This window comes from Microbispora sp. NPDC046933, from assembly GCF_040644635.1.
In the GTDB taxonomy this organism is placed as follows: domain Bacteria; phylum Actinomycetota; class Actinomycetes; order Streptosporangiales; family Streptosporangiaceae; genus Microbispora.
Genome location: NZ_JBEYWW010000005.1, coordinates 167,574 through 191,958, shown reverse-complemented (window position 1 = coordinate 191,958; position 24,385 = coordinate 167,574). Strand labels below are relative to the sequence as shown.

Below are 24,385 nucleotides of genomic sequence, written 5' to 3'. Positions count from 1 at the left end.
TCAGCCAACGATGACGTCCTCCTCCGGTAATTCATAGCGGCGGGTGCGCTCCTTGAGCGCCAGCGCGGATCCCAGCGTGAGCGGTCCGATCCGGCCGATGAACATCAGCAGCGTGAGCAGCACCTGCGCGGCGGGGGAGACGACGGAGGCGACGCCGACGGACAGTCCGGTCGTGCCGAAGGCGGAGACGACCTCGAAGAGCACCTGGTCCAGGGAGTGCGGCGTCAGCACCAGAAGCACGTAGGTGAAGAGCGCGACAAGGCCCACGCTCAGCACGGTGAGCGAGACCGCCTGCCGCTGCGCCGCCTCGGTGAGGCGGCGGTGGCCGATGTTCACCCGGCTCTCGCCGCGCAGCTCCGCCCAGACGATGAACGTGAGCAGTCCCAGCGTGGTGACCTTGATGCCGCCGGCGGTGCCCGCGCTGCCGCCGCCGACGAACATCAGCAGCTCGGTGACCAGCCAGCTGGAGGGGTGCATCTGCGTGATGTCGAGGCTGTTGAACCCGGCGCTGCGCGGCATGACGGCGGTGAAGAACGCGGCGAGCAGCTTGCCCTGCTCGTCCAGGGGCCCGAGTGTGCGGGGATTGGTCCACTCCGTGACGAGGAAGACCACAGTGCCGCCGGCCAGCAGGACGGCGGTGACCGTGAGCGTGATGCGGGTCAGCAGCGACCAGCGGCCGGGGCGGCGCCAGGAACGGCGCAGCTCGAACACCACCGGGTAGCCGAGCCCGCCCACGATCACCGCCGTCGCGACGGTCAGGCAGATCCACGGATCGCCGGCGAACCTCACCAGGCTGTCGGGCCACAGCGCGAAACCGGCGTTGTTGAACGACGAGACCGCGTGGAACAGGCCCAGGTACAGGCCGCGCCCGACGGGCTCGCCGTACCCGAGCACGAACCTGAGCGTCAGAACGGTCCCCGCGACGGCCTCACAGAGCAGGTTGAACACGACGACCTTGCCCACCACGCGCCGCAGGTCGCTGCCGTTGAGCACCTTGGTCTCGGCCTGGGCCGACAACCGGGCGCGCAGGCCCAGCCTGCGGGAGACGAGCAGGGTGAAGACGGTCGCGAGGGTCATGATGCCGAGGCCGCCCACCTGGATCAGGGCGGCGATGACGACCTCGCCGAACGCCGACCAGTGCGTGGCGGTGTCGACGACGGTCAGCCCGTTCACGCACACCGCCGACGTCGCGGTGAACAGGGCGGTGACCCAGTCCGCGGGCTTCCCCGAGGTCGTGGCGAGCGGACTGGACAGCAGGGCCGTCCCCAGGAGGACCGTCGCGCCGAACACGGTCGTGATGACCTGCGCCGGCTGGTGGAAACGCGCCACCATGGCCCAGAACAGTCTCATGCCGGTCGCTCCGTGCCCTCGGGGATGCCCTCGCGGATGCTTTCGCGGACGCCCTCGCGGTTGCTCTCGCGGCTGTGTTCGCGGTCTCGTACGCGCCGGCGCGGGCGGCCCGGCTCGTGCGTGCCACCCTGGGGGGCCGACCGTGATATCACCGAGAACCTCCGTGCGGGCAACTGGACCACTCGCCGACCCGACTTCCCGGCACACCGCGGCCTACCGTAACAGCACATTTCCCACCAGGCACATCAGGGCCGGACCTGACCGGACGGCCCCTCCACCGTGCCCGGCCGCGAATCTACGATGTAAAGCCCAGGTTCGGTCTTCAGTCTTCAGCCGGAACCGACAGATCGGTCCTGAGCGTGGTCTCGCGCCTGTCCGCATCGCCGGTGGATCGCTTCTCGCGCCGCCGCGCCGCGGCCGAGGACAGCGCGGCCGGGACGATCAGCATCGCGACGACCCCGATGAAGCCGACCGCGAACGACAGGTTCGTCAGCTGGGCGACGCCGCCGATCATGGGCGGTCCGACGAGGAAGCCCGAGTAGGCGATGCTCGTGACGAACCCGATCTCCCGCTCGCCGCCGGTGCCGTCGCCGCGCCGGCTGACCGCGCCGGCGAGGTCGAGCACGATCGGGAACACCAGCCCGACACCCCCGCCGGCCAGCGCGTAGCCGACGTAGGTGAGCCAGGCGACCGGCACGATCGCGGCCGTCAGCAGGCCGATCCCGGCGAACAGCGATCCGGCGACCAGGATCCCGAAGGGGCCGAAGCGGCGCTGGATCCGCTCACCGAGCAACCGGACCACCGCCATCGCGACGGAGAAGACGGAGAACACGAGCGCGCCGGCCCCCTCGGACACGCCTCGCTCGCGGACCGCGAACAACGCCGACCAGTCGCCGTTCGAGCCCTCGACGATGGCGGAGACGAACGCGATGCTGCCGAGCAGCCAGAGCACCGGGCGGCGCAGCATGCGGCGGTCGGGCCCGCCGTGCTCCCGGGTGACGGCCGCGCGCTCCTCCCGTGGCACGAACCGGATCACGCCGGCGGTGACGGCCAGCGAGACGACGGTCACCACGGCGAAGTACGGGAGCAGGTCGACGCCTCGACCGGCGGCGAAAGCGGCGCCCAGCGAGCCGGCGAGTCCGCCGAAGCTGAATCCGGCGTGGAAGACCGGCATCAGCGGCCGCTCGACGCGGCGGATGACGGTCACGGCGGCGACGTTCATCGACACGTCGAACACGCCGAAGGACGCGCCGATCCACACCAGGACGAGGCCGAGTTGCAGTGGTGTCGTGACGAGCGCGAGGACGGGCAGCGCGCACGCGGCGCTGACGGCCGACGCGACCACGACGGCGGGGGCGCCGAAGCGGGCGCACAACCGGCCCGCGAACGACGCGGCCACGGTCAGGCCGACACTGGCGCCGAGCAGGACGATGCCGAGCACGCCGGGGTCCGCGTGGATCTTCCCGGCCAGCGTCGGTATGCGTGGCGCCCAGGAGCCCGCGATGACGCCGTTGAGCACGAACACGATGAACACGGATGCCCGCTGCGAGCGCACGTGTCCCCCCCTTTCCATGCTTTCGAGCCGGACCGGGGCGCTCCGGCGCCCCGGTCGCCGTACAGGCGCAGGCGACTCAGGGAGCTCCTGCGATCACCTTCAGGTAGTCGCCGGCCAGTCGTCGCATCGTGAAACGCTTGAGCACCCCGGCCCGGGCACGCTCGCCCAGCTCCCGCCGCAGCGCGGGATCGTCGAGCAGCCGCGCCAGCGCGGCGCGTACGCCGTCGAGATCGACCGGGTCGACGAGCAGGCCGTTGTGTTTGGTGCCGGGTTCGACCTCCCAGACCGGTGTCAGCATCGCAGTGCCTTTCGAGCACGGGCGCACGCCACCCCGCAGGGCGGATGCGCGCCCTCCCGGGCATGATCATCTAACGCGATCTACCAAAGCCGGTTGCCCGTAGACCGAGACCATAAACTCGGCCGGCCGCGTGCCGTCTTGTGCCGCTGGGATCGCGGTCAGCCGGTCGTGACGGCGAACGGGCCGCCGGCGCCGAACGCGAGGCGTGCGAAGTTCCCGCCGATGCGGCGATGTCCCGCGGGGTCGGGGTGCACCTCGTCGGGCAGCGGCAGTTCCGCGTAGTCCGCCTCGCCGTAGAGGTCGCGGCCGTCGAGGTAGTGCAGGTTCGGGTCGTCGACCGCACGCTGCCGGACGATCCTGGCGAGTTCGCCGCGGATGACGTTGAGCGTCAGGCGCCCGGCGGCGCGTTCGGCCGGGTCGCCCGTGGCCTTGAACCGCACGGTCCCGCCGTCGAAGTCGGGCGCGAGCGGGCCGGGGGTGTCCTCCTGGACCGGGCACAGGATGGCGGACACGACCAGCAGCGGTGTGGCCGGATGCCCCTCGCGGATGGTGTCGAGGAAGCCGTGGACCGCGGGGGTGAAGGCGCGCAGGCGCATCACGTCGCCGTTGACGATGTTGATGCCGATCTTGACGCTGATCAGGTCGGCGGGGGTGTCCCGCATCGCGCGGGCCGTGAACGGGTCGAGCAGGGCGCTGCCGCCGAACCCCAGATTGATCAGCTCCACTCCGCTCCGGGCGGCGGCCAGCGCCGGCCAGATGGCGGTCGGGTGGGCGGCGTTCGAGCCGTGGCTGATGGAGCTGCCGTGGTGCAGCCACACCCTGCGCCCGCTGTCCGGCGCCGGCTCGATCGGGGCGTCGGTGCGCAGGGCGATCAGCTCGGTGATCTCCGTATGGGGAAGCCAGATCTCGACGTTCTTGTCACGCGCGGGCAGATCGGTGAACCGGGCGGTGCCGGGAGGTCCTTCGCGGAGTTCGACGGACTGGGTGGCCATGTCGATCGTGCGGACGTTGCCGCCGGTCACGGTGGCCTGGGTCGCGAGGCGGCCGTCGACGAGCAGGTCGTACACGCCGTCCGCCGGGGCCGGGAGTCCCCGGTAGGCCCTCTTGGTGGGCAGCGTGTCCAGTTCGATGGTGGTGGCCCGGGTCCGGAACGCCAGACGTACGCCGGACGGCTGGGCCTCGGCGATGGCCAGTTGCTCGTCGGGGATCTGCCGGCGAGCCCAGGCGGGCAGCCGGTGCGGCAGCAGGCCGTGCGCCGTGCGTTCCACGTCGAGGACGCCGCGCAGGAGGTCCGGGGTGACGGGTGTGGTGATCCAGTCGTGCTCGATGCTCATCGCTCAGCCTGTCGATCGGGATTGCCGAAGTGTTCCGATGCGTCGGTGCGGCCCCTGGGAGTCAGGGCGTGGTCCGGTTGCGCAGCAGGGTGTCGAGGGAGTCCACGATCCAGGACCAGGACTGCTCCGGGTCGACGGCGGTGTGGCTGAAGCCTCCGCTCATCTCCAGGCTGACGTAGCCGTGGAAGACGCTGCCCAGCATCCGGACCGCGTGTGTCTGGTCCGGCTCCGCGATGTCGTAGCCGCGCAGGATGGCCCGTGTCATCTGTGCGTGCCTGACGCCGGCGCTGGCGGCCGCCGTCTCGGGGTCGAGCCTGAGCCGGGCGGCGTCGTAGCGGCCGGGATGCTCCCGGGCGTAGTCGCGGTAGGCGGCCGCGAAGGCGGCCAGGGCGTCCTTGCCGGCGCGCCCGGCCACCGCGTCCGCGACCCGGTCGGCGAGTTCCTCCAGCGCGAACAGGGCGATCCCGGTCTTGAGGTCCTGGGAGCTCTTCAGGTGCGAGTACAGGCTCGCGACCTTGACGCCGAACCGCCGGGCCAGTGCCGAGACCGTCACCTGGTCGAAGCCGACCTCGTCGGCCAGTTCCGCCCCCGCCCTGATCAGGCGCTCCGTGGTCAGCCCTGCCCGCACCATAACCCTCTCCCTGCTTGGCCTGAACCAATTATGGATTTGCCTAACAGGCTTAGGCAAATCGCGGATGGTGCTCACGGAGAGGTGCGGTGCTCTTGAATATCCTGTCTTCCGATATATTCTGGAGGCGTGACACCCCTGTCGGGGCGCTGTCGATTCATACGGGCGCGACCGGGGAGGTTGTCGTTAACGGAAGATCGACTGTCGCTCCTTTCCCGCGTCGTCTTCCCGGCGCCGGTGGATGATCCTCTGCTCGGCTCAGCGGGCGGTTACGGTGACGTACGTCTTGCGCATGGTCTCGTGGACCTCCCAGGTGCCCCGCCAGCCATCCGGCAGGACCACCGTCGAACCGGGGACCAGCTCCACGACCTGGCCGTCCTCCCCGCGCACGGTGGCGCGGCCCGTAAGGATCTGGCAGATCTCGTGGAAGCCGTCGCGGACGGCCGTGAAGGTGCCCGGCTCGCACTCCCAGATCCCGGCCTCGGCGCCGTCGCGGTCGGCTGCCCAGAGCACGAGGGTGCTCTCCTCCTGCCCGGTCAGGCTGGTCGGCTTGGGCTGCGGGGAAGGCAGCCCGGCCTGGGCGGCGTCAACGAGGTGGGCCAGGGCGTTGAACATGTCGCTCAAGAGTTTTCCTTCTGACAGGCCTGAGGTGTATGAGTAACGGCTTCGCCCTCGACGGCGCCAGGGCGTTCACATGGCCGCGGGCACTCGCCGAAGGCGACAGCCGGGTCACCGGCCGGAGATGAGATTGGCCAGCCGGGCGTAGGCTGACGTGTTTTCCATCCGCGTCTCGCGGCGGTCGGCCGTGCGGAAGAGCGAGTAGATCAGCTGTACGCCGATCCAGCGCAGCGGCTCCGGCTCCCACTGGCGTACCTGGCGGCCTACCCAGGGCAGAGCGGTCAGCTCTGTGTCCTGCCGGAGCACGAGGTCGCGGAGCGTGCGTCCGGCCAGGTTGGTGGTCGTGACACCGCTTCCGACGTAGCCGCCGGCCCAGCCCAGGCCGGTGGTGTGGTCCACGTGGACGGTGGAGCACCAGTCGCGGGGCACGCCGAGCACACCACACCACGAGTGCTGGATCTTCGCCTTGGCGGTGGCCGGGAACAGGGTGGTCAGGATCTTCCAGAGTGCGGCGACCGTCTGCGGCTGGGTGGCTCCGCGCACGTCCGTGCGTGAGCCGTACCGGTAGGGGACACCGCGCCCGCCGATCGCGATGCGGCCGTCGGCGGTGCGCTGGGCGTAGCAGTACGCGTGCGCCTCGTCGCCGAGCAGCTCGTACCCCCGCCAGCCGATCCGCTCCCACACCTCGTCCGAGAGCGGCTCAGTGACGATCATCGAGCTGTTCATCGGCAGCCACTGGCGGTGCTGTCCCTTGATGCTTGCGGTGAAACCCTCGGTGGCGCGGATGACGTACTCGGCGGTGACCGTACCCCGGTCGGTGACGGCCGCGGCCTTGCCCGCCCTGCCGGCACTCCTCGGGAGGATCTCGGTAACGGTGGTGTTCTCGAAGATGTCCACGCCCAGGCCGGAGACGACGCGGGCCAGTCCGACCGCGAGCTTCGCAGGCTGGATGCGCGCGCAGTGCGGGCTGTAGGTGGCCGACAGCGCCCCGGCGACCCGGATGCGCTCACCCAGCTCGTCGGCGGTGAGCAGCCGCATGTCCTGCTCGGCGAAGCCCCAGGTGCGCAGGGCTGCCAGGTTGGCCCGCGTGCGTCGGTCCTGCGCCGGATTCGTCGCGACGTGGATCAGGCCGCCCTTGTGGATGTCCGCGTCGATCCCCTCGGCCTTCGCGACCTCGATCACCTCGCCCACGGCTGTGAACATGGCATGCTGGAGATCGATCATGGCCTGCCGCCCGCGCGCGGCGGCGTGTCGCTCGCGGGAGCCGGCGAACTCCGCCGACAGCCAGCCCCCGTTGCGCCCAGAGGCGCCGAACCCGGCGAACTCCTTTTCCAGGATCGCGATCCGCAGGTCGGGTTGCGCCTTCTTCAGGTAGTACGCGGTCCACATGCCGGTGTAGCCACCGCCCACGATTGCCACGTCGTAGTCCCGCGACCCGGGCAGGGCAGGGCGCTGCCCGGGAATGCCGATCTGCCGGTACCAGAACGAGAGGCCGCCGTTGGCGAAGTCGCTCGTCAAGGGGATGCCGTTCAGTCCGTTGTCACTCATAAGAACTCCATGGCTGCATACTGTGCTTGCCGATGGCCCACCGCGCTCAGCGCGCGTCCGGCGGCCATCCGGGCCGGTCAGGTGAAGACCGCCTCCACATCGGGGTCGTCGGGGAGTAGCACGGAATCTCCGACCCGCCATGTCAGGGTGACCTCGTCGCCCTTACGTGCGTCGCTCAGCGTCCCCGCCTGCTCTCGCACCAGGGCTGGAGAGCCGTCGGGGAGGGTCAGCTCGAGTTTCCGGCTGGAGCCGAGGTAGATCTCCCCGGTGACGGTGGCCGGCAGCGCGTTCCAGCCGGGTTCCGGCTGGTGGCCGCCGGGCCGTACGGCGAGCCGCTCGGGCCGTACGACGATCGCGGCTCGGGAGCCCTCGATCTGCCCGGGGGTCTGGAGCGTGCGGGCGCACACGCCGACCGCCGAGCCGTCACCTTCACGGGTGGCGTCTCCACGCAGCACGGTCGACTCGCCGAGGAACTTCGCGACGAACAGGGTGGCTGGGCGCTCGTACAGCTCGCTCGCAGGGCCGACCTGCTCGATGCGGCCGTGGTTGAAGACGGCGATCCGGTCGGAGAGGACCAGCGCCTCCTCCTGGTCGTGCGTGACGTAGACGAACGTGGTTCCCAACTCGGCGTGGATGCGCTTGATCTCCAGTTGCAGCCAGTCGCGCAGCTTCTTGTCGAGCGCGCCGAGCGGTTCGTCCATGAGCAGCACGCGCGGGCCGTAGACGATCGCACGGGCGACGGCGACCCGCTGCTGCTGGCCGCCCGAGAGCTCGCGCGGATAGCGGTGGCCGTACTCACCGAGGTGGACCGTATTGAGCGCGGCGCGGATCAGCTCTGCCCGGCGGCCTTTCGGGATGCCCCGCCGCTTGAGCGGGTAGGCGATGTTCTCGGCCACGGTGAGATGCGGGAAGAGCGCGTAGTGCTGGAACACCACGCCCATGTCACGTTTGTGCGCCGGCGTCGACTCGATCGCCGCGCCGTCGACCTTCAGGGACCCGGCCGTCGGGGTGACGAACCCCGCGACGATGTTGAGGGTCGTGGTCTTGCCCGAGCCGCTGGGCCCCAGCAGGGTCATGAACTCGCCGGGCTCGATGACCAGTGAGATGTCGTCCACCGCGGCGAAGTCGCCGTAGCGCTTCGAGAGATCGGTCAGCTCGATCCGGGCGCCACGACCTGCGAGGTCGTTGCGGCCGGACGCGGCGTTCGAGGCCGGTGATTGGACATTGCTACTCGACACGGCGCTACTTGGCACGGCTCCTCCTGGCGACGAAGAAAGTGGCGGCGAAGACGAGCGTCGTCGTGAGAACGATGATCATCGTGGCAGCCGCGGCGATGGTGGGGTCGGTCTCCCGGGTCACGCTGGCGTACATCTTGACCGGCAGGGTCTGCAGGTACGGGCTCTGGATGAACAGGGAGACCACGACCTCGTCGAAGCTGGTCACGAACGCGAAAAGCGCACCCGACGCCACGCCCGGAGCCACCAGCGGAAGCGTGACCGTGCGGAAGGTCGTCCACCCCCCCGCACCGAGGCTCGCGGCGGCGTTCTCCAGGCGACGGTCGAAGCCACGCAGGCTCGCCGTGACCGGGATCATCACGAACGGCAGGGCGAGCACGGTGTGCGCCATGACGAACCCGGCGAGCGAGCCGACGAGCTGCAACTTCAGGAAGACCGAGTACGTGCCGATCGCCAGGACGACACCCGGCACGATCATCGGCGCGAGCATCGCCCCCTGGGCCGCGCCGAGCCCGCGAACGTGTGCCCGGGTCAGGCCGATCGCGGCTGCGGTGCCGAGCGCGGTGGCCACCACGGTGACGAGCAGCGCCACCTGGACAGAGGTCCACAGCGCCGACATCCAGGCGCTGTCGCCGAAGAAGTTGGCGTACCACCGGGTGGACCAGCTGTCCGGCGGGAACTTCAGGGACGGCTTGCCGGTGAAGCTGAGCGGGATGACGATGAGGACCGGCACGACCAGCCAGGCGCCCATGACAGCGCACAGCGCCCACAGAAACGCGCGTCCCAAACGGAAGGTCCTCATCCGCTGACCCTCTTTCCGGCACGGCGCAGCGAGACGGCCAGCAGTGCGATCATGGCCAGCGTCAGGCCGAGCAGGACCACGCCCATGGCGCCGCCGCGTCCCCATTTGAGGAGGCCGTTGACCTGCGTGAAGATCTGCTGCGAGATCAGCGCGTCGGTCGGCGAGCCGAGCAGCGCCGGAGTGATGTAGAACCCGAGGGCGCTGATGAACACCGTCAGGCACCCCGCGGAGACACCCGGCAGTGACAGCGGCATGTACACCGTGACGAACGCCGTGGCCGGGCGGGCCCCGAGGCTGCGGGCGGCCGGCAGCAGACGCCCGTCGATGCCGGACATCACCGCGTACAACGGCAGCACCATGAACGGCATGAGCAACTGCACCATGCCGATGATCACCCCGGCCTGCGTGCGGATCAGGCTGAACGGGCCGAGGCCCATCGCTCCGAGTATCTGGTTGATCACACCCGTGTCCTGCAGCAGGATCACCCAGGCGAAGGTCCTGACCATCAGGCTGGTCCAGAACGGCAGGAGCACCAGCATCATGAGCAGGCCGCGGACGCGCGAGCCCGCCACCGTCATCGCGTACGCGTACGGGTAGGAGAGCACGAGTGAGACGACCGTGACCCACAGGGCCGTGGTGAACGTGCGGGCCAGCGTCTCGAGGTTGGCCCGCTCACTGAAGAACCAGGTGAAGTTGCCGAGGCCCGGGGCCGGATCGGTGAAGGCGTTCCAGGCGACCAGGGCCAGGGGGTAGATGAAGAACGCGGCGAGCGCGATCAGCGCGGGCAGGATCAGCAGCGCCGGGCGGCGCCCGCCCGCATCGGGGGCCGTTCGCACCGGTGAGGGCGCGTTGGCTGCGGGACGGGCGGCGCCGGGAACATCGCCGGAAAGCTGGTCGAGGACCATGTCAGATCAGGTCCCGCCTCAGCCGCCCAGCCAGGCGGACCACTTCTCGATCATCGCCTGCTGGTTGTCCGCCCACCACTTGGAGTCGATCGGGGTGGCCTTCGAAGCGGACTCCGGCCGGGTGGTGAGGAAGGAGGCGCCGAGGTCGTCGAGAGCCGGCTTGGCGTCGGTGTTGATCGGGGAGTAGGAGGTCAGCTCGGTCAGCTTGGCCTGCTGCCGCGCGCCCAGGTAGTAGTTGATCAGCGCCATCGCGGCCTTCGGGTTCTTGGCGCCCTTGGGCACGCTGATCGCATCCATGATCGGCATCCACTGGTTCCACTGGACCTGGAAGGGCGCGCCGTTCTTGACCGCCGCGTACGCGCGGCCGCTCCAGACCATGGCCATGTCGACCTCACCCGACTCCAAGAGCTGCTGCGACTCGGCGCCGGTCTTCCAGAAGACGAGGTCGGAGCGGACGGAGGTCAGCTTCTTGCTCGCTCGCTCGACGTCCAGCGGGAACAACTTGTCCGGCGCGACCCCATCGGCGATCAGCGCCGCCTCCCAGGGACCGGGGGAGGCGTCACCCGGAACACCGGGGATCGCCCGCTTGCCGGGGAACTTCGCCGTGTCGAAGAAGTCCTTCCAGCCCTGGGGCGGGTTCGCGCCGAACTTCTTCGCGTTGTAGACGAGGACCATCCCGTACTGCATGGCAGGGACGCTGCACTCTGTGGCCAGCCCGTCCGGGATCTTCGACTTGTCGATAATCGAGTAGTCGAGCGGCTGGAGCAGCTTGCCGCACTGGGCCTGGGCCCAGATCGCGTCGCTGTCCACGACATCCCATGTGACGTTGGAGGAGTCGACCTGCGCCTTGATCTTGGCGTAGTCGGTCGGACCGTCCTGCAGCACCTGCGCGCCGGACTCCTTGGCGAACGGGTCCACCGCCGCTTCCTGCTGGCCCTTCTGATAGACGCCGCCGTACGAGACGAAGGTCAGGTTGACGCCCTTCAGCGCGTCCTTCTTCACGGTGCCGGCGGTGGCCGGCCCGGAGCCGAGGTCGATCTGCGCGGGCTCCGGCGTGCCGCCGCCGCAGGCCGCCGCGAGGAGCAACGACGCGGCGACGGCGGTGAAAGAGACGAATCGTGATATTGTTGCCATGGATTCCCCTTTGGTAGCGGGTGATTGAGCGGGCTCACGTGCGTCTCGTCGCGCCACGCAAAGCCGCGGGCGCGTGGAGGGCGTGGAAGCCGCCGTGCAGGTGTCGGTCCCGAGGGATGGCGGTCCCTCGTGCCGACAGGTCAGGCCGGGGTGGGCGGGCTGATCACCCAGAGCACCTCGGCTGGTTCTGTGCTCTCGTTGACGACGCGGTGCGGCGTCGAGGTCCGGTACTCGATGCTGTCTCCGGCCTCCAGTTCGTAGGAGGACGCCGACTCCGATGGTCCGATCCACAAGGTGGCTCGGCCGCGCAGCACCAGAAGGATCTCCTGGGAGTCACCGTGCGTGTAGGGTTCGTCGCCGGTGGAGGCTCCGGGGTCGAACTCACCGCTGTACATCTCCAGGTTCTGGAGCGGTCGCTGCGAGATCAGGTACTTACGGGTTCCTGGTCCGGTGGGTAACTCCGGGCGCTCGGATCGGCGCATGACCCGGGGCGCGACGATGTCACTCTCGCTGAACAGGTCGGCCACCGTGAGACCGAGTGCCCCGGCGATCCGCCGGATCATACCGATGCTCGCGCTGGTGTGTCCGCGTTCGAGTTGGCTGATGAAGCCGGGGCTGGCCCCCGCCTGGCCGGCGAGGTCTCGCAGTGTCATCTGGCGCATGGCGCGGTATGCCCTGATGCGCGCCCCGAGACGTACGGCGTCCGCCTCGGAGTCGTCGTCAGCCCCGACCTCAAGCACCATCAAACATTCCGATCTTCTTTACTAAACATTCTGTTTGATTGGGATGCAGGGACTGTATAGAGACGGTCCTCGGATTCTCAAGGGGCTCGCAGATAACGAAACTGTCACATAGCAGTCGATGATGCTGGTCCTGGTCCCGACGCCGGGCGTCGAGGCGCTCCGAACCCGCGCCGACCGTCAGGGAGAACGGCGACGTGTCCCCATCGGCAGGACGATGGAAGGGGCCTGGCCATGGCTGTATGGCGCGCTTGAATATCATGTCTGCCGATATATTCTGGAAGCGTGACAGCACGGGCGATGACGGAACCGGCGTTCCTCGTTCTCACCGCACTCGTCGACGAGCCGCGGCACGGCTACGGCATCGCGCAGGAGGTCGAGCGGCTCTCCGGAGGGCGTGTCCAACTCAAGATCGGCACCCTGTACGGCGTGCTGGACCGGCTCGCGGCCGACGGGTTCGTGGAGGCGGACCGCGAGGAAGTGCGGCAGGGGCGGCTGCGCCGCTACTACCGGCTGACCGACGAGGGTGCGCGGGCGCTGGAGGAGGAGGCCGTACGGCTGGCCGGCAACGCGCGCCGCGCCGTCGAGCGGCTGCGGCTCAGGCAGGCGGGAGGGCCGGCATGAGTGAGCGAAGCGAGCGAACCAGTGGACACAGCGTGCTGGAGGAACGCTACCGGCGGTGGCTGCGGCTGCTGCCCGCGTCCTACCGCGCCGAGCGCGAGGAGGAGATGGTCTCGGCCTTCCTGGAAGGCGCCCAGTCCGGGCGGGCCGGACACGATGACCAGCGCCCGCGCTTCCTGGAGATCGCCAGCGTGGCCGCGCTCGCGCTGCGGCTGCGGCTGGGCGGTCCGGGGTCACCGCCAAGGTCCTACCTGTGGGGTGAGGCGGTCCGCGGGGCCGCCCTGTTCGGCCTCGTCTTCTGGACGGTGATCAGCGGCCTGTACGCCGGGCAGGCGGTGCTCACATACGGCATCCCCGCGGATGCTCTCCCTGACGGTGTCATGGGTATCGGCGATCCGGGGTCGCCCGAGCGCGTGCGGCTTGTGCTGGCCGACCTGACGCCCCTGCTGTGGGCGGCCGGCCTCGGCGCGCTCGTCCGAGGCCGCGCCCGCACGGCCAAGGCGGCGGCCATCGCTGCCCTGGTCGTGCCGCTCGTGCTGTTCCCGCCGCTGTTCGTCCGGCCGGAAGGCGTGGTGAGCTGGGCCTGCTCGGTCCTGCCGGCCGTGGTCACGGTGCTGGCGCTGGCGATCGGATTCCACCGCGACGCGCCGCAGCCCCGCCTGCCCGCGCGGCGGGCCCTGCTCCTGCTCGCGCTCCCGATCGCCGCCGGCGTCCTGCTCAGTGTGGTCGTCGGTGTCCTCGCGGCGATGGTGCGAGCGGGGACCGTCCCGGCGCAGCCCCTCATGTCCGCCTGGATGTGGATCGACACGCCCGGCCTCATGTGCGTGTCGCTGCTGGCGGTCACGGTGTGGTGCCTGGCCCGGCACGGGGCGTCGGGAAAGCCTGCCGCGCCCGTGGCATTGGGGGCGGCGATCCTGACCGGGCCCGCCGTGCTCGCCCGGGTGGGCACGATGCCCTGGGGCGAGACCGGCGAGACCGGCGTGATCGGCCTCAACGCGACCCTGCAACTGGCCGTGCTCGTGGCGGGCGGGATCACGCTCGTCGTCATCGGCGTACGGGCGCTGCGGGCGACGGACCGTGACCTCACCGTGGTGCGCGGGCAGCCCGGATAGCGCTCCCGGCCAGGCATATCGCGTTCTACGTCCGAACGGCGTCCTCCAGCAGCTTGGCGTCCGCCTCGACCTGGACCGCGTCGAGGTCGTCGGCGATCTCGGCGCCCGCGACCGCGTCGGGCAGGGCGTCCTCCATGCGCCGCAGCGGCCGGAACCACAGTCCCAGCGCGCCCCAGAGCATCAGCAGCGCACCGCAGACGGCCAGCAACAGCGCGACGCCGCGCCCCGGCCCCACTCCGACCACGTCGCCGACGACCGTGTCCGCGAGGGCACCGCCCGGGACGAGCAGCGGGCCGAAGACGTCGTCGGCCAGCACCGGCGCGGTGAGGAACGCCAGCGGCGTCATGGACACGGCGAGCATCTGGTTGGTCGCAAGCACCCGGCCCTGGAGCTCCAGCCCGACCTTGAGCTGGATGATGGCGAGCCAATGCGCGTTCAGCACGCTGAGGAACGCCCACGACATCAGCCCGCCGAAGGCGGCCAGCGGGAGCCAGGGCCGCAGGCCGACGAGCAGCACCCCGGCCCCGAACCCGATCACGAAGCCGACCATGCCGATCGCGCGCCGCTCGGTGCCACCCCAGAACACCATGGTGAGGGAGCCGAGCACCGCGCCCAGGCCCTGCATGGCGGTGACCGTGCCCACGCCCGCGACGTCGCTGAACGACAGCACCGCGGGCACGGTCACGGCCAGGGCGAGCATGCCGAGGTAGTTCTCCACGACGAAGAACCCGATCATGATCATCAGCGGGCGCCGCCGCACGAGGAAACGCCAGCCGCCGGCGATGGCCTGCCCGAAGGACTCCTCGAGACGGCGGAACAGCCTGTCCGGGAAGCGGACCAGCAGCAGCGTGCCGAGCCCGGCGAGGAACGTGACGACGTCCACCGCCACCACGCCGTGCAGCCCGACGACCGTGACGAGCGCGGCGCCGCCCAGCGGGCCGATGAGCATGCCGAGGCCGGTGCCCAGGTTGGCCAGCGCGTTCGCCTGCATGAGATAGGGCTTGGGCACCAGTTGCGCGACGGCCGCCAGGTAGGCGGGCCGGTGGAACGCCGTCACCAGCGACAGCAGCCCGGCGATGATCCCGACCTGCCACACTTCCAGCCGTCCCAGCCAGAGCAGGATCACCAGCGCCGCGGTGGCCACGGCGGAGACGCCGTCGCAGGTCAGCATGACCAGCCGCCGGTCCACCCGGTCGGCGATCGCCCCGCCCAGCGGCGCCGCCAGCAGCGACGGCAGCAGGGCGAGCATGCTGACGAGGGCGTAGTCCAGCACGCGGCCGTTCTCCTGGTAGGCCCACACGCCCAGCGCGAAGGAGGTCAGCGCGGCGCCGAGCAGCGACACGGTCTGCCCGGCCGCGACGGTGTAGAAGCGCCGCAGCTCCTGCCGCGCGCTCCGCCCGGCGACCTCGACCCGCCCCACCGGATCGGGCAGGTCGCCGCCGGCCCAGCGGTCCAGACGCTCGCCGATCAGCCGCGCCAGCGTCTCGGCCTGATGTTTCAGGAAGTAGTGACCGGCCCGGGGGATCGTGGCGAGCTCGACCCGCTCGGCGAACGCCCCCCACTCGCGGTAGCGCTCCCGGTAGAGCTCGGTCGACCGGTCCCGCTCGCCGATCACGCACAGCAGCGGCGCCCTGAGCCTGCGCTCCTCGTACGCGGGGGAGTTGAGATGGCGGCTGAACCACGCCTGCGCCTCCTCCACGTCGTGCCGCAGGGCGCGCAGCATGATGCCGGTGTCGCCGAAGTCGTCGTCCACCGCGCCCAGGGTGCGCAGGAAGTCGCGCTGGGCGCGGTCGGAGGACCAGCGGTGGGAGGGAAACCTCCGGTTCCACCAGGCCGACAGGCGTCCGGGCAGCCGCGCGTCGGGGAAGCTGCCGCCGACGACGACACCGGCGACCGGCGTCCCGGCGGCCTCGAGCCGCAACGCCAGCTCGGTCGTGGCGGCCGACCCGACGCAGTGGCCGTACAAGGCGATCGGGCCGGAGATCCCGGCCAGCTCGGCCGTGAGACGGTCGGCCAGCTCCGGGATCGGCAACATGGCCTCGCCGGGCCGCGCGGAGTCGTGCCCGGGAAGCTCGACGGCGACCACCGCCGTGCCGGGAGACAGGCGGGCCAGCTCCTCGGCGAGCGGCCGGAAGGCGGCGGCAGAACCTCCTCCGTACGGCAGGCAGACGAGGGTGCGGGTCGCCGTACGCGGACCGGCCAGGCGATGCAGCAGCCCGGCGGGGGCCTGCGCGCCGCCGTCGAGGTGGGCGGCGAGCTCACGCACCGTGGGCCGGGTGAACAGGTCGATCACCCGGAGCGCCGGGTCGATCTCCCGGACCGCCCGCACCGCCCGGAAGGAGTCGCCGCCCAGCGCGAAGAAGTCGTCGTCGACGCCGAAGTCCGTCACGCCCAGGACGTCCGCCCACACGGCGGCGATCCGTGCCTCGGCCGGCGTGCTCGGCGCCACCCGTTCCGCCGCGGGCGCCGCCTCGGGGGCCGGCAGACGGGCCCGGTCGATCTTGCCGAGCGGGGTGAGCGGCAGCTCGTCGAGGACGACGATCGCGGGCGGGACCATGTAGTCGGGCAACCGCTCACGCAGCCCGGCCCGGACCGCGGCGACGTCCACGGTGGCGGGCGCGACCCAGGCGGCCAGCCGCCGGGAGTGCCCCTCGCCGACCGGCAGCACCGCGGCCTCCCGGACCCCGGGCTGCTCCTGCAGGGCGGCCTTCACCTCGCCCAGCTCCACCCGGAAGCCCCTGATCTTGACCTGGTCGTCCATCCGGCCGAGAAACTCCACGAGCCCCGCGGAGTTGAGCCGGACCCGGTCGCCGGTGCGGTAGCAGCGCCGGGTTCCGGTCACCGGATCGGGGACGAATCTCTGCGCGGTCAGTTCGGGGCGGTTCAGGTAGCCGCGGGCCACGCTGGGGCTCGCCACCCACAGGTCGCCCGGCACCCCGGCGGGCAGCGGGCGGCCGGCCCGGTCCACGATGTAGCAGTCCACCCCGGGCAGCGGGCGGCCGAGCGGCACCGACCCCGGCCCCGTGGGCGTGCCGGGCGCCCGGCCGCCGAGCACCGAGACCGTCGTCTCCGTCGGCCCGCAGTGGATCTGCACCTCCAGGTCGGGGCGGGCCGCGCGGATGCGCTCGGCCAGTTCCCACGACGTGGCCTCCCCGGCGAGGATCAGCAGCCGGCGCGGCAGCATCCGGGCCAGGTCGCCGTGGGCGGCCAGCAGCTCCAGATGGCTGGGCACCATCTTGATCACATCGATGGGACGCGCGGCGAGGTAGGCGGTGTACGCCTCCGGGTCGGTGGCGGTCTCCTGGTCCACGAGATGGACCGCGGCGCCCCGGAAAAGCGCGCCGTACAGGCAGGTCAGTCCCAGGTCGGAGGCGATGGTGGAGACCACGCCGTACGACTCGTGGACGTCGGGCACCAGCTCGGCCAGGCCGTGCAGATAGTGCAGGGCCGACCGGTGCTCGATCCCGGCGCCCTTGGGCCGCCCGGTGGAGCCGGACGTGAAGATCACGTGGACGAGACGGTCCGGGGCGACGTCGACGTCCGGAGGATCCTCGGGCCCCGCGGCCAGGAGGTCGGGCAGGACCAGCGTGCCGGGGAGCCGGTTCGCGTGCTCGGGATCGGCCAGTACGACCCGCGCGCCCGCCGTCTCCAGCATGTAGCCGAGACGGTCGTCGGGATAGGAGGGGTCCATCGGCATGTACGCCCCGCCCGCGCGCAGCACGCCGAGGAGCGCGGGAACCAGCCCCCGGTGCCGCCCGACCAGGACGCCGACCGGCTCGTCCGGCCGCACCCCTGCCGCCACCAGGTGGTTGGCCAGGCGGTTGGCGAGCCGGTCCACCTCGCCGTACGTGAGCGAGCCCGAGGCGTCGGCGACCGCCGTCTTCCCCGGCGTGCGGCGTGCGTGGTCGCCGACGAACGCGTGCAGCGGCCGGGTCAGGTCCATCGGCATCCGCGTGCCCGAGACCGCGGGCCCGGTCACCGGCTCCAGCGGTACGGCCGCCGCGGGCGCGTCGAGGTCGGCGAGCATGCCGTCCAGCAGGGTGAGGAACCAGCCGGCGACGCGCCGGGCGGTCGCCTCGTCGAACAGGTCGACCCGGTAGGCGAGCTCGCCCTCGTACGTCTCGCCCATGTTGTCGAGGGCGAGGTTGAGGTCGTACTTGGTGGTGCGCAGGGGAAACTGCACCTGCTCGGCGGTCAGGCCGGGGAAGTCCGGCGCCTGCGGGCCGTCCTCCAGCACGTTGAGCAGCACCTGGAAGATCGGCGTGGTGGCGAGGTTGCGCTCGGGGTGCAGGTGCTCCACGATCCGGTCGAACGGCACGTCGCGGTGGGTGAGCGCGTCGAGCACGGCGGCCCTGGTCCGGGCGAGCAGCTCGCGGCCGGTCGGTTCGCCGGACCTGTCCCCCCGCAGGACGAGCGTGTTGACGAAGCAGCCGAGCATGCGCGCGGTGCCGGGATGGAGCCGTCCCGCCTCGGGCACGCCGACCGGCACGTCGTCGGTGTCGCAGACCCGGCCGAGCAGCTCCTGCCAGGCGGCGAGCAGCACCATGAACGGCGTGCAGCCGGTCTCGGCGGCGGCCTGCCGCACCCGGGCGGTCAGCGCGGGCGCGAGCCGCACCGGGACCGTGGCGCCCGTCCAATCGGCGACCGAGGGCCGCGGCCGGTCCACCGGCAGGTCCAGGACCGGTTCGAGCCCGGCCAGCCGTCCGGTCCACCAGGACAGGTCGCCCTCCGGCTGCCCGGCGAGCCAGGCCGCGTAGTCGGCGTACTGCACCTGCGGCGGCGCGGGCGGATCTGCGCGCCCGAGCCGCGCCGCGTACAGGGCGGCGAGCTCGTTCAGCGCCAGGTTCCGCGACCAGGCGTCGAACGCGATGTGGTGCACGGTCAGCGACAGCACATGCTCCCCGGTGGCGGCGAGCCTGAGCAGCAGCACACGGGCGGGCGGCTGCGCGTCCAGCGCGAACGGCCGGGCGAGCTCCTCCTGCAGCCGCGCGTCGAGCAGGGCGTCGTCGTCGAGGTCCTCGACCGTGATCGGGACCCGCTCGGCCTCGACGGGGACCGCGCCGTCGTCGGTGAACAGGCTGCGCAGCACCTCGTGCCGGTCGGCGAGGTCGCGTACGGCGCCGAGCAGCGCCGGGACGTCCAGCGGGCCGCGCAGCCGTACGACGGTCGGCACGTTGTAGGCGGCCACGTCGTCGAGTTGCGCGAGGAACCACAGGCGGGCCTGCGCGGGCGACAGGGGAGCGGGGCCGCCGTCCCCGCTCCTGACGGGGATCGCCGGGACGGCCCGGGCGGCGGCGCGGCGGGCCGCCGCGAGCCGGTCGGCGAGGGCGCTTCTGCGCTCGTCGCTGATGGTCACGGCGTCACCTCCAGGTCCGCCAGCAGCAGGGCCTCGATGCCGGCGGCGTAGCCGGCCAGCGTCCGCCGTTCGAACAGCAGGCGCACCGGCACGGTCAGGCCGAGGGCGTCGCTCAGCCGGGCCGCCACGAGGGCGGCGGTGGCGGAGTGGCCGCCGAGAGCGAAGAAGTCGTCGTCCACGCCGAGTTCCGCGCGGTCCAGGACGGCGCCCCACACCTCGGACACCAGCAGCTCGGCCTCGGTGCCCGGCGGCACCCGCGGCGTCTCGTCGCCGGGTTCCGGCAGGGCCGTGCGGTCCACCTTGCCGGAGGCCGTGACGGGCAGGGCGTCCAGGAGCACCCAGCGGCGGGGGACCATGTAGTCGGGGAGCCGGGCGCTCAGCCGCCGCTCCAGCTCGCGGACGTCGGTCCCCGGCGGCGCGGAGAGGTAGCCGACCAGGTGGTCGCCCCCGTGCACGGTCACGGCCGCGTCGGCGACACTCTCCCCGAGCCCGGTCTCTCGGAGCACGGCCTCGATCTCGCCCAGCTCGATCCGGTGGCCGCGGACCTTCACCTGCCCGTCGCGCCGCCCGAGGAAGTCGAGTGTGCCGTCGGGCCGCCAGCGGGCCAGATCGCCGGTGCGGTAACGGCGCCCGCCCGCCGCATCCCCGGCGGGTGTGCCGAGCGGGTCGTCGGTGAAGGCGGCGGCGGTCAGGTCAGGCCGGCCGCGATAGCCCCTGGCCACCCCGGCGCCGCCGATCCACAGCTCGCCGGTCACCCCCGCGGGCAGCATGCGGCCCGCCCGGTCGAGCACGTACGCCCGTTCCCCGGCCAGCGGCCGGCCGATCGGCACCCGGTCGCCGACCGGCGCCGTCACCCGGATCATGGTGGAGTAGATCGTGGTCTCGGTGGGGCCGTAGGCGTTCCACAGCTCGACCCCGCGGTCCAGCAGCTCGCCCGCGAGGACCGGGTCGAGCACCTCGCCGATGCTGATCACCCGCGGGTTCCCGCCGCGTTCCGAGGGATCGCCGCGCCAGCCTGAGGCGACCAGCATGCGCAGCGTCGTCGGCGTCGCGGTCATCAGCGTGACCCCGGCCTCCTCGATCCGCCGTGCGACGGCCCGCCCGTCGAGCGCCTCGTCGCGGCCGAGCAGCTCCAGCCGCAGCCCCCGGCACAGGCTCACCCACACGTCGAAGCCGAACACGTCGAACGAGAACGGCGTCAGGCCGAGCATCACGTCGTCCGGCCCCACCCCCGGAGTGATCGTCATCGAGGCGACGAACGCCGCGAGGTTGGCGTGGGTGATCTCCACGCCCTTGGGCCTGCCGGTGGAGCCGGAGGTGTAGAGGACGTAGGCGAGGTCGCCGGGGGCCACCTCCACGCCGTCCGGCGCGGCCTTCGGCGACGGCAGCTCGGCCAGGTCGACGACGACGCCGCCCAGCTTGCGGGCCACCGCGAGCCCCTCGCCCGCCGTGACGATCACCTTGGCGCCGGAGTCGTCCACCTGGTGGCGGAGCCGCCGCAGCGGGTGGCCCGGGTCGAGCGGGACGTAGGCCGCGCCGGCGAGCAGCACGCCCAGCAGCGCGGCGGGCAGGTGCCGGTCGCGGGGCAGGCACACCCCCACGCGGGAGCCCGACGCCTCCGGTCCCAGGGCCGCGGCCACCCGCCACGCCCGGCTCACCAGCTCGCCGTAGGTGAGCACGCCGTCGCCGTCGACGACCGCCGGGGCGTGCGGACGCCGCACGGCCTGCTCCAGCACCGCCCGCACGACCGTCCGGGGCGCGTCCGCGGGCAGCGGCGCACCGGTGCCCGCGGCCAGCAGCGCCGCCCGTTCCTCCTCGTCGATCACCTCGAACGCCGACAGCGGCCGGTCCGGGTGCGCCAGTACGTCGTCGAGCAGGCGGACCAGACGGCCGGTCAGGGTCTCGGCCGCGGCCCGATCCAGGTGCTCCAGGTCGTACTCGACCTGAAGCTCGGGCCCGGCCGCTGTGGCGTTGACGTAGACCATCAGCGGCACCTGCACGCTGCCGGCGTCCAGCTCGCCGATCAGGTCCACGCCCACGCCCCCGTCGTCCAGGGAGAGGGGCACCTCGGGCGGCTGCATCGAGAGCGTGACGGGGGTCGGCACCCAGCCGGGCGGGCGCTCGACGCCCGTCGCCTCGGTCAGCTCCTGTTCGGTCAGCCCTCGGTGGTCCATCGCGCGGGCGGTCGCGGCCCCCGCGTGCCGTACGGCCGCGCGCAGCGACAGCCCGTCGTCCAGGCGCAGCCGCACCGGGAGCACGTCGACCAGCACGCCCACCACGGCCTCCAGGCCCGGGGCGGCGCGGTCGGCCACGGCGGCCCCGACGACGACGTCCCGCCGGTCGGTCAGCCCGGCCACCAGCATGCCGAGCACGGTCAGGTGGACGGCGAACGGCGTCGCGCCGCAGCCCGCCGCGAGCTCGCCGATCCGCGCGACCGTGTCCGGGTCCAGCCGCCGTACGAGGCGCTCACCGCGCAGGCGGCTCGGGCGGTCGTCCCGGCGGGGCAGCAGCTCGTACGGCGGCACCGCCCCGGCGAGCTCCTCGGACCAGAAGGCCCGCAACGCCTCGGCGTCCCGTACGGTCTCGTGCTCGCGCAGCGCGACGTCGCCGATCTGCAGCGGCGGCTCCGGCAGGAGGACGTCGCCGCCGTGGGCGAGCCCGTCGAGGAGCTCCCGCATCACGATCCCCAGCGACGCGCCGTCGAACGCGGTGTGGTCGGTGAGCAGCACCAGCTCCGCGCCGTCCGGCCCGGACCACAGCAGGGTGGCCCGCAGCAGCGGCGAGTCCCGGGAGAGGTCGAAGTCGCCGGCGACCGCGGCCCGCCGCAGCGCGTCGGCCTCCGCCGGGGAGGCCGGGCGGTGCTCGTCCAGCGGCACCGGCGACGGGGGCCTGACCTCGGTGGCGACGCCGTCCACGACGACGGAGCGGAGGGCCTCGTGGCGCCGCACGATCGCGTCAAGGGCGGCGCGCAGCGGCTCCGCCGAGGTGAGGCCGCGCAGCCCGAGCCGGAAGGCGATGGCGGTGGCGTGCGGGTTCTGGCTGACCTCGCGCAGCAGGAGCTTGCCGCGCTGGGCGGCGGGCAGCGGATAGCGGATCCGGCCGGCGTGGCGGACCAGCGGCGTCACGGCGCCCGGCACGGCGCCCGGTACGGCGGACGACGGGGCGGACGACGGGCCGGACGACACGGCTTCGGCGACGTACGCGGCCAGCTCGGCGACGGTTGGCCGGGCCAGGAACGTCGTCAGCGCGACGCGCACGCCCAACGCCTGCTCGATCCCGGCGCAGATCCTGGCGGCGGCCAGAGAGTGCCCACCCAGGTCGAGGAAGTGGTCGTGGACGCCGACCCGTTCGACGCCGAGCGTCTCGGCGATGATGGCGGCGATCCGCCGCTCGACGCCGTCCCGCTGCGGCTCTGTGCTTCCTCGCTGTCGCTCGGTGTCGTCCCGCTGTCGCTCGGTGTCGTCCCGCTGCGGCTCTGTGCCGCCCCGCGACGGGGAGAAGGCGACCTCGGGCAGGCGGGAGCGGTCCGCCTTGCCCGTCGGGCCGATCGGGATGGCGTCGAGGAACACGATCCTGGCGGGGATCATGTAGTCGGGCAGCCACTCGCGCAGCCAGGACCGCAACCGCCCGTCGTCCAGGCCGGGGCCGGCCGGTTCGACGTACGCCACGAGCCTGCGGGTGCCCTCCTCGTCGGCGGGGGCGAGCACGACGGCCTGGTTCACCAGCGGGTGGCGTTCCAGCCTCCCCCGCACCTCACCCGGCTCGACGCGGAAGCCCGCGACCTTCACCTGGTCGTCGATCCGCCCCTCGTAGAAGTAGACGCCGCCCTCCCTGCGGACCAGGTCGCCGGTGCGGTAGTGTCGCACGCCCTCGGCGTCGGTCACGAACCGCTCGGCGGTCAGCTCGGGCCGATTGAGGTAGCCCCGGCCGACCAGCGGCCCGGCCACCCACAGCTCGCCGAGTTCGCCGTCGCCGAGCGTCCCGCCGCCCGTGCCCCGCACCGACAGCTCCGACCAGGCGTACGGCGTGCCGATCGGCGGCTCGCCCGTCTCGTCCCTGGCGATCTCGTGGGCGCAGCAGTGCACGGTGCACTCGGTGGGGCCGTACAGGTTCACCATCCGCCGTACGCCGGGGTTGGCGAAGACGCGGTCGGCCAGCGCCCGGCTCACCGGCTCGCCGCTGGACAGCACCGTGCGCACGTTCGGCGGCAACGGTTCACGCAGCAGCGCGGTCAGCGCCGAGGCCGCGGCGCTGACCATCGTGACCTCGTCCCTGGCGGGCAGGGTGTGCAGCGCGAGAGGGTTGTCCGCCATGATCACCGTGCCGCCCAGCAGCAGCGGAAGGTAGAGCTGGGGGACCGACGGATCGAAGCAGACGGACGTGGAGGCGAGGAACCCGGCCAGCTCCTCGGCCGTGAAGTAGCCGGCGTCCCAGCGGAGCAGGGTCATCACGTTGCGGTGCTCGATCGCGACGCCCTTGGGACGGCCGGTCGAGCCGGAGGTGTAGATGACGTAGGCCAGGTCGGCCGGGTCGCTCGGCAGGTCCGGATCCCAGTCGGGGCGGTCGCCGATCTCGTCCAGCAGGACGAGTTCGCGTCGCGGCAGCCGCCCGGCCGGCTCGGCGGAGGTCACCGTGTGCGTCACCCCGGCGTCCGCGATCATGAATTCCAGCCGGTCGGCCGGATAGGCCGGGTCGAGCGGCACGTAGGCGGCGCCGGTCTTCCAGACGCCCAGCAGCGCCGCGATCAGCCTCTCGTCGCGGTGCAGGCACACGCCGACGGCCGAGCCACGCCGCACTCCGCGGGAGACGAGCTCGTGGGCTATCCGGTTGGCCTGGGCGTCGAGTTCGGCGTAGGTCGTGCGGGTGGTCCCGGAGACGACCGCCGTGTGTTGCGGGGTCCGTCGCGCCTGCCGTTCGAAGGCCTTGTGGGCCGGTTCGATCGATGCAAGGTTGCCAGCCACCTGCGATCTCCTCGTGTCGGAAGGGAAGGTGGTGCATGGATCGCACGCGGGCATCGTCACAAACGGCGCCACGGATGAGTTAGACCGAAGATCGTTCTGTTATCTCAGTGATATCGAACCGAATTGGACCTGCGATGGTCCGGAAATTTGACCACTTCCTGTAATCGCGTCGCCGGGAACGGAAAGCC

The 24,385-nt window shown here is 71.9% G+C and carries 16 protein-coding genes; 2 read left to right on the top strand and 14 right to left on the bottom strand.

Annotated features, from left to right (window positions below):
* The 12 genes from ABZ857_RS08825 to ABZ857_RS08770 form a co-directional block, all read right to left on the bottom strand.
* Entirely contained in the window at window positions 1-1,350 is a 1,350-nt protein-coding gene (locus ABZ857_RS08825) for a potassium transporter TrkG (protein ID WP_357039816.1), read from the bottom strand.
* A 322-nt stretch (window positions 1,351-1,672) separates the two neighbouring features.
* Window positions 1,673-2,905 carry an MFS transporter gene (locus tag ABZ857_RS08820; protein ID WP_357039813.1) on the bottom strand — a complete coding sequence of 411 codons (1,233 nt, stop codon included), beginning with the start codon at window positions 2,903-2,905 and terminating at the stop codon, window positions 1,673-1,675.
* 76 nt (window positions 2,906-2,981) lie between these two features.
* Complete coding sequence (locus ABZ857_RS08815; protein ID WP_357039810.1) at window positions 2,982-3,203, bottom strand: glycosyltransferase; 222 nt, start codon at window positions 3,201-3,203, stop codon at window positions 2,982-2,984.
* A 158-nt stretch (window positions 3,204-3,361) separates the two neighbouring features.
* Window positions 3,362-4,537: a GDSL-type esterase/lipase family protein gene (locus ABZ857_RS08810; RefSeq protein WP_357039807.1), complete on the bottom strand. Its 1,176-nt coding sequence runs from the start codon at window positions 4,535-4,537 to the stop codon at window positions 3,362-3,364.
* A gap of 61 nt (window positions 4,538-4,598) precedes the next feature.
* Window positions 4,599-5,168, bottom strand: a complete 570-nt coding sequence (locus ABZ857_RS08805; protein ID WP_357039804.1) for a TetR/AcrR family transcriptional regulator — start codon at window positions 5,166-5,168, stop codon at window positions 4,599-4,601.
* A 255-nt stretch (window positions 5,169-5,423) separates the two neighbouring features.
* Window positions 5,424-5,780, bottom strand: coding sequence for a cupin domain-containing protein (locus ABZ857_RS08800; RefSeq protein ID WP_357040206.1), 357 nt, complete (start codon window positions 5,778-5,780; stop codon window positions 5,424-5,426).
* A gap of 114 nt (window positions 5,781-5,894) precedes the next feature.
* The gene (locus ABZ857_RS08795; RefSeq protein ID WP_357039801.1) at window positions 5,895-7,331 is read right to left on the bottom strand and encodes an FAD-binding oxidoreductase; all 1,437 of its coding nucleotides are present in this window, start codon (window positions 7,329-7,331) and stop codon (window positions 5,895-5,897) included.
* A 77-nt stretch (window positions 7,332-7,408) separates the two neighbouring features.
* Window positions 7,409-8,569, bottom strand: coding sequence for an ABC transporter ATP-binding protein (locus tag ABZ857_RS08790; protein ID WP_357039798.1), 1,161 nt, complete (start codon window positions 8,567-8,569; stop codon window positions 7,409-7,411).
* 4 nt (window positions 8,570-8,573) lie between these two features.
* Window positions 8,574-9,353 carry an ABC transporter permease gene (locus ABZ857_RS08785; RefSeq protein WP_357039795.1) on the bottom strand — a complete coding sequence of 260 codons (780 nt, stop codon included), beginning with the start codon at window positions 9,351-9,353 and terminating at the stop codon, window positions 8,574-8,576.
* Window positions 9,354-9,364: 11 nt separating this feature from the next.
* Window positions 9,365-10,273: an ABC transporter permease gene (locus ABZ857_RS08780; protein WP_357039792.1), complete on the bottom strand. Its 909-nt coding sequence runs from the start codon at window positions 10,271-10,273 to the stop codon at window positions 9,365-9,367.
* An 18-nt stretch (window positions 10,274-10,291) separates the two neighbouring features.
* Entirely contained in the window at window positions 10,292-11,407 is a 1,116-nt protein-coding gene (locus ABZ857_RS08775; RefSeq protein WP_357039789.1) for an ABC transporter substrate-binding protein, read from the bottom strand.
* A gap of 140 nt (window positions 11,408-11,547) precedes the next feature.
* Window positions 11,548-12,150: a cupin domain-containing protein gene (locus ABZ857_RS08770; protein WP_357039786.1), complete on the bottom strand. Its 603-nt coding sequence runs from the start codon at window positions 12,148-12,150 to the stop codon at window positions 11,548-11,550.
* A 282-nt stretch (window positions 12,151-12,432) separates the two neighbouring features.
* On the opposite strand from ABZ857_RS08770, the gene ABZ857_RS08765 reads away from it, so the two are divergent.
* Window positions 12,433-12,771 (top strand): PadR family transcriptional regulator, encoded by a 339-nt coding sequence (locus ABZ857_RS08765; RefSeq protein WP_357039783.1) that lies wholly within the window; start codon window positions 12,433-12,435, stop codon window positions 12,769-12,771.
* On the top strand, window positions 12,768-13,880 hold the full coding sequence (locus ABZ857_RS08760; protein ID WP_357039780.1) for a hypothetical protein: 1,113 nt from the start codon (window positions 12,768-12,770) through the stop codon (window positions 13,878-13,880). Before ABZ857_RS08765 ends, ABZ857_RS08760 begins: the two co-directional genes overlap by 4 nt.
* A gap of 25 nt (window positions 13,881-13,905) precedes the next feature.
* On the opposite strand, the gene ABZ857_RS08755 is transcribed toward ABZ857_RS08760, so the two are convergent.
* Window positions 13,906-19,236 (bottom strand): amino acid adenylation domain-containing protein, encoded by a 5,331-nt coding sequence (locus ABZ857_RS08755; RefSeq protein ID WP_357039777.1) that lies wholly within the window; start codon window positions 19,234-19,236, stop codon window positions 13,906-13,908.
* Complete coding sequence (locus ABZ857_RS08750) at window positions 19,233-24,197, bottom strand: amino acid adenylation domain-containing protein (protein WP_357039774.1); 4,965 nt, start codon at window positions 24,195-24,197, stop codon at window positions 19,233-19,235. Before ABZ857_RS08750 ends, ABZ857_RS08755 begins: the two co-directional genes overlap by 4 nt.
* Window positions 24,198-24,385: the final 188 nt, after the last annotated feature.

What these genes read in the sequence shown, in the direction of transcription:
- ABZ857_RS08760 (WP_357039780.1), top strand. Translation starts at nt 12,768, where the DNA reads ATGAGTGAGCGAAGCGAGCGAACCAGTGGACACAGCGTGCTGGAGGAA.
- ABZ857_RS08815 (WP_357039810.1), bottom strand. Translation starts at nt 3,203, where the DNA reads ATGCTGACACCGGTCTGGGAGGTCGAACCCGGCACCAAACACAACGGC.
- ABZ857_RS08810 (WP_357039807.1), bottom strand. Translation starts at nt 4,537, where the DNA reads ATGAGCATCGAGCACGACTGGATCACCACACCCGTCACCCCGGACCTC.
- ABZ857_RS08800 (WP_357040206.1), bottom strand. Translation starts at nt 5,780, where the DNA reads ATGTTCAACGCCCTGGCCCACCTCGTTGACGCCGCCCAGGCCGGGCTG.
- ABZ857_RS08775 (WP_357039789.1), bottom strand. Translation starts at nt 11,407, where the DNA reads ATGGCAACAATATCACGATTCGTCTCTTTCACCGCCGTCGCCGCGTCG.
- ABZ857_RS08805 (WP_357039804.1), bottom strand. Translation starts at nt 5,168, where the DNA reads ATGGTGCGGGCAGGGCTGACCACGGAGCGCCTGATCAGGGCGGGGGCG.
- ABZ857_RS08770 (WP_357039786.1), bottom strand. Translation starts at nt 12,150, where the DNA reads ATGGTGCTTGAGGTCGGGGCTGACGACGACTCCGAGGCGGACGCCGTA.
- ABZ857_RS08825 (WP_357039816.1), bottom strand. Translation starts at nt 1,350, where the DNA reads ATGAGACTGTTCTGGGCCATGGTGGCGCGTTTCCACCAGCCGGCGCAG.
- ABZ857_RS08780 (WP_357039792.1), bottom strand. Translation starts at nt 10,273, where the DNA reads ATGGTCCTCGACCAGCTTTCCGGCGATGTTCCCGGCGCCGCCCGTCCC.
- ABZ857_RS08795 (WP_357039801.1), bottom strand. Translation starts at nt 7,331, where the DNA reads ATGAGTGACAACGGACTGAACGGCATCCCCTTGACGAGCGACTTCGCC.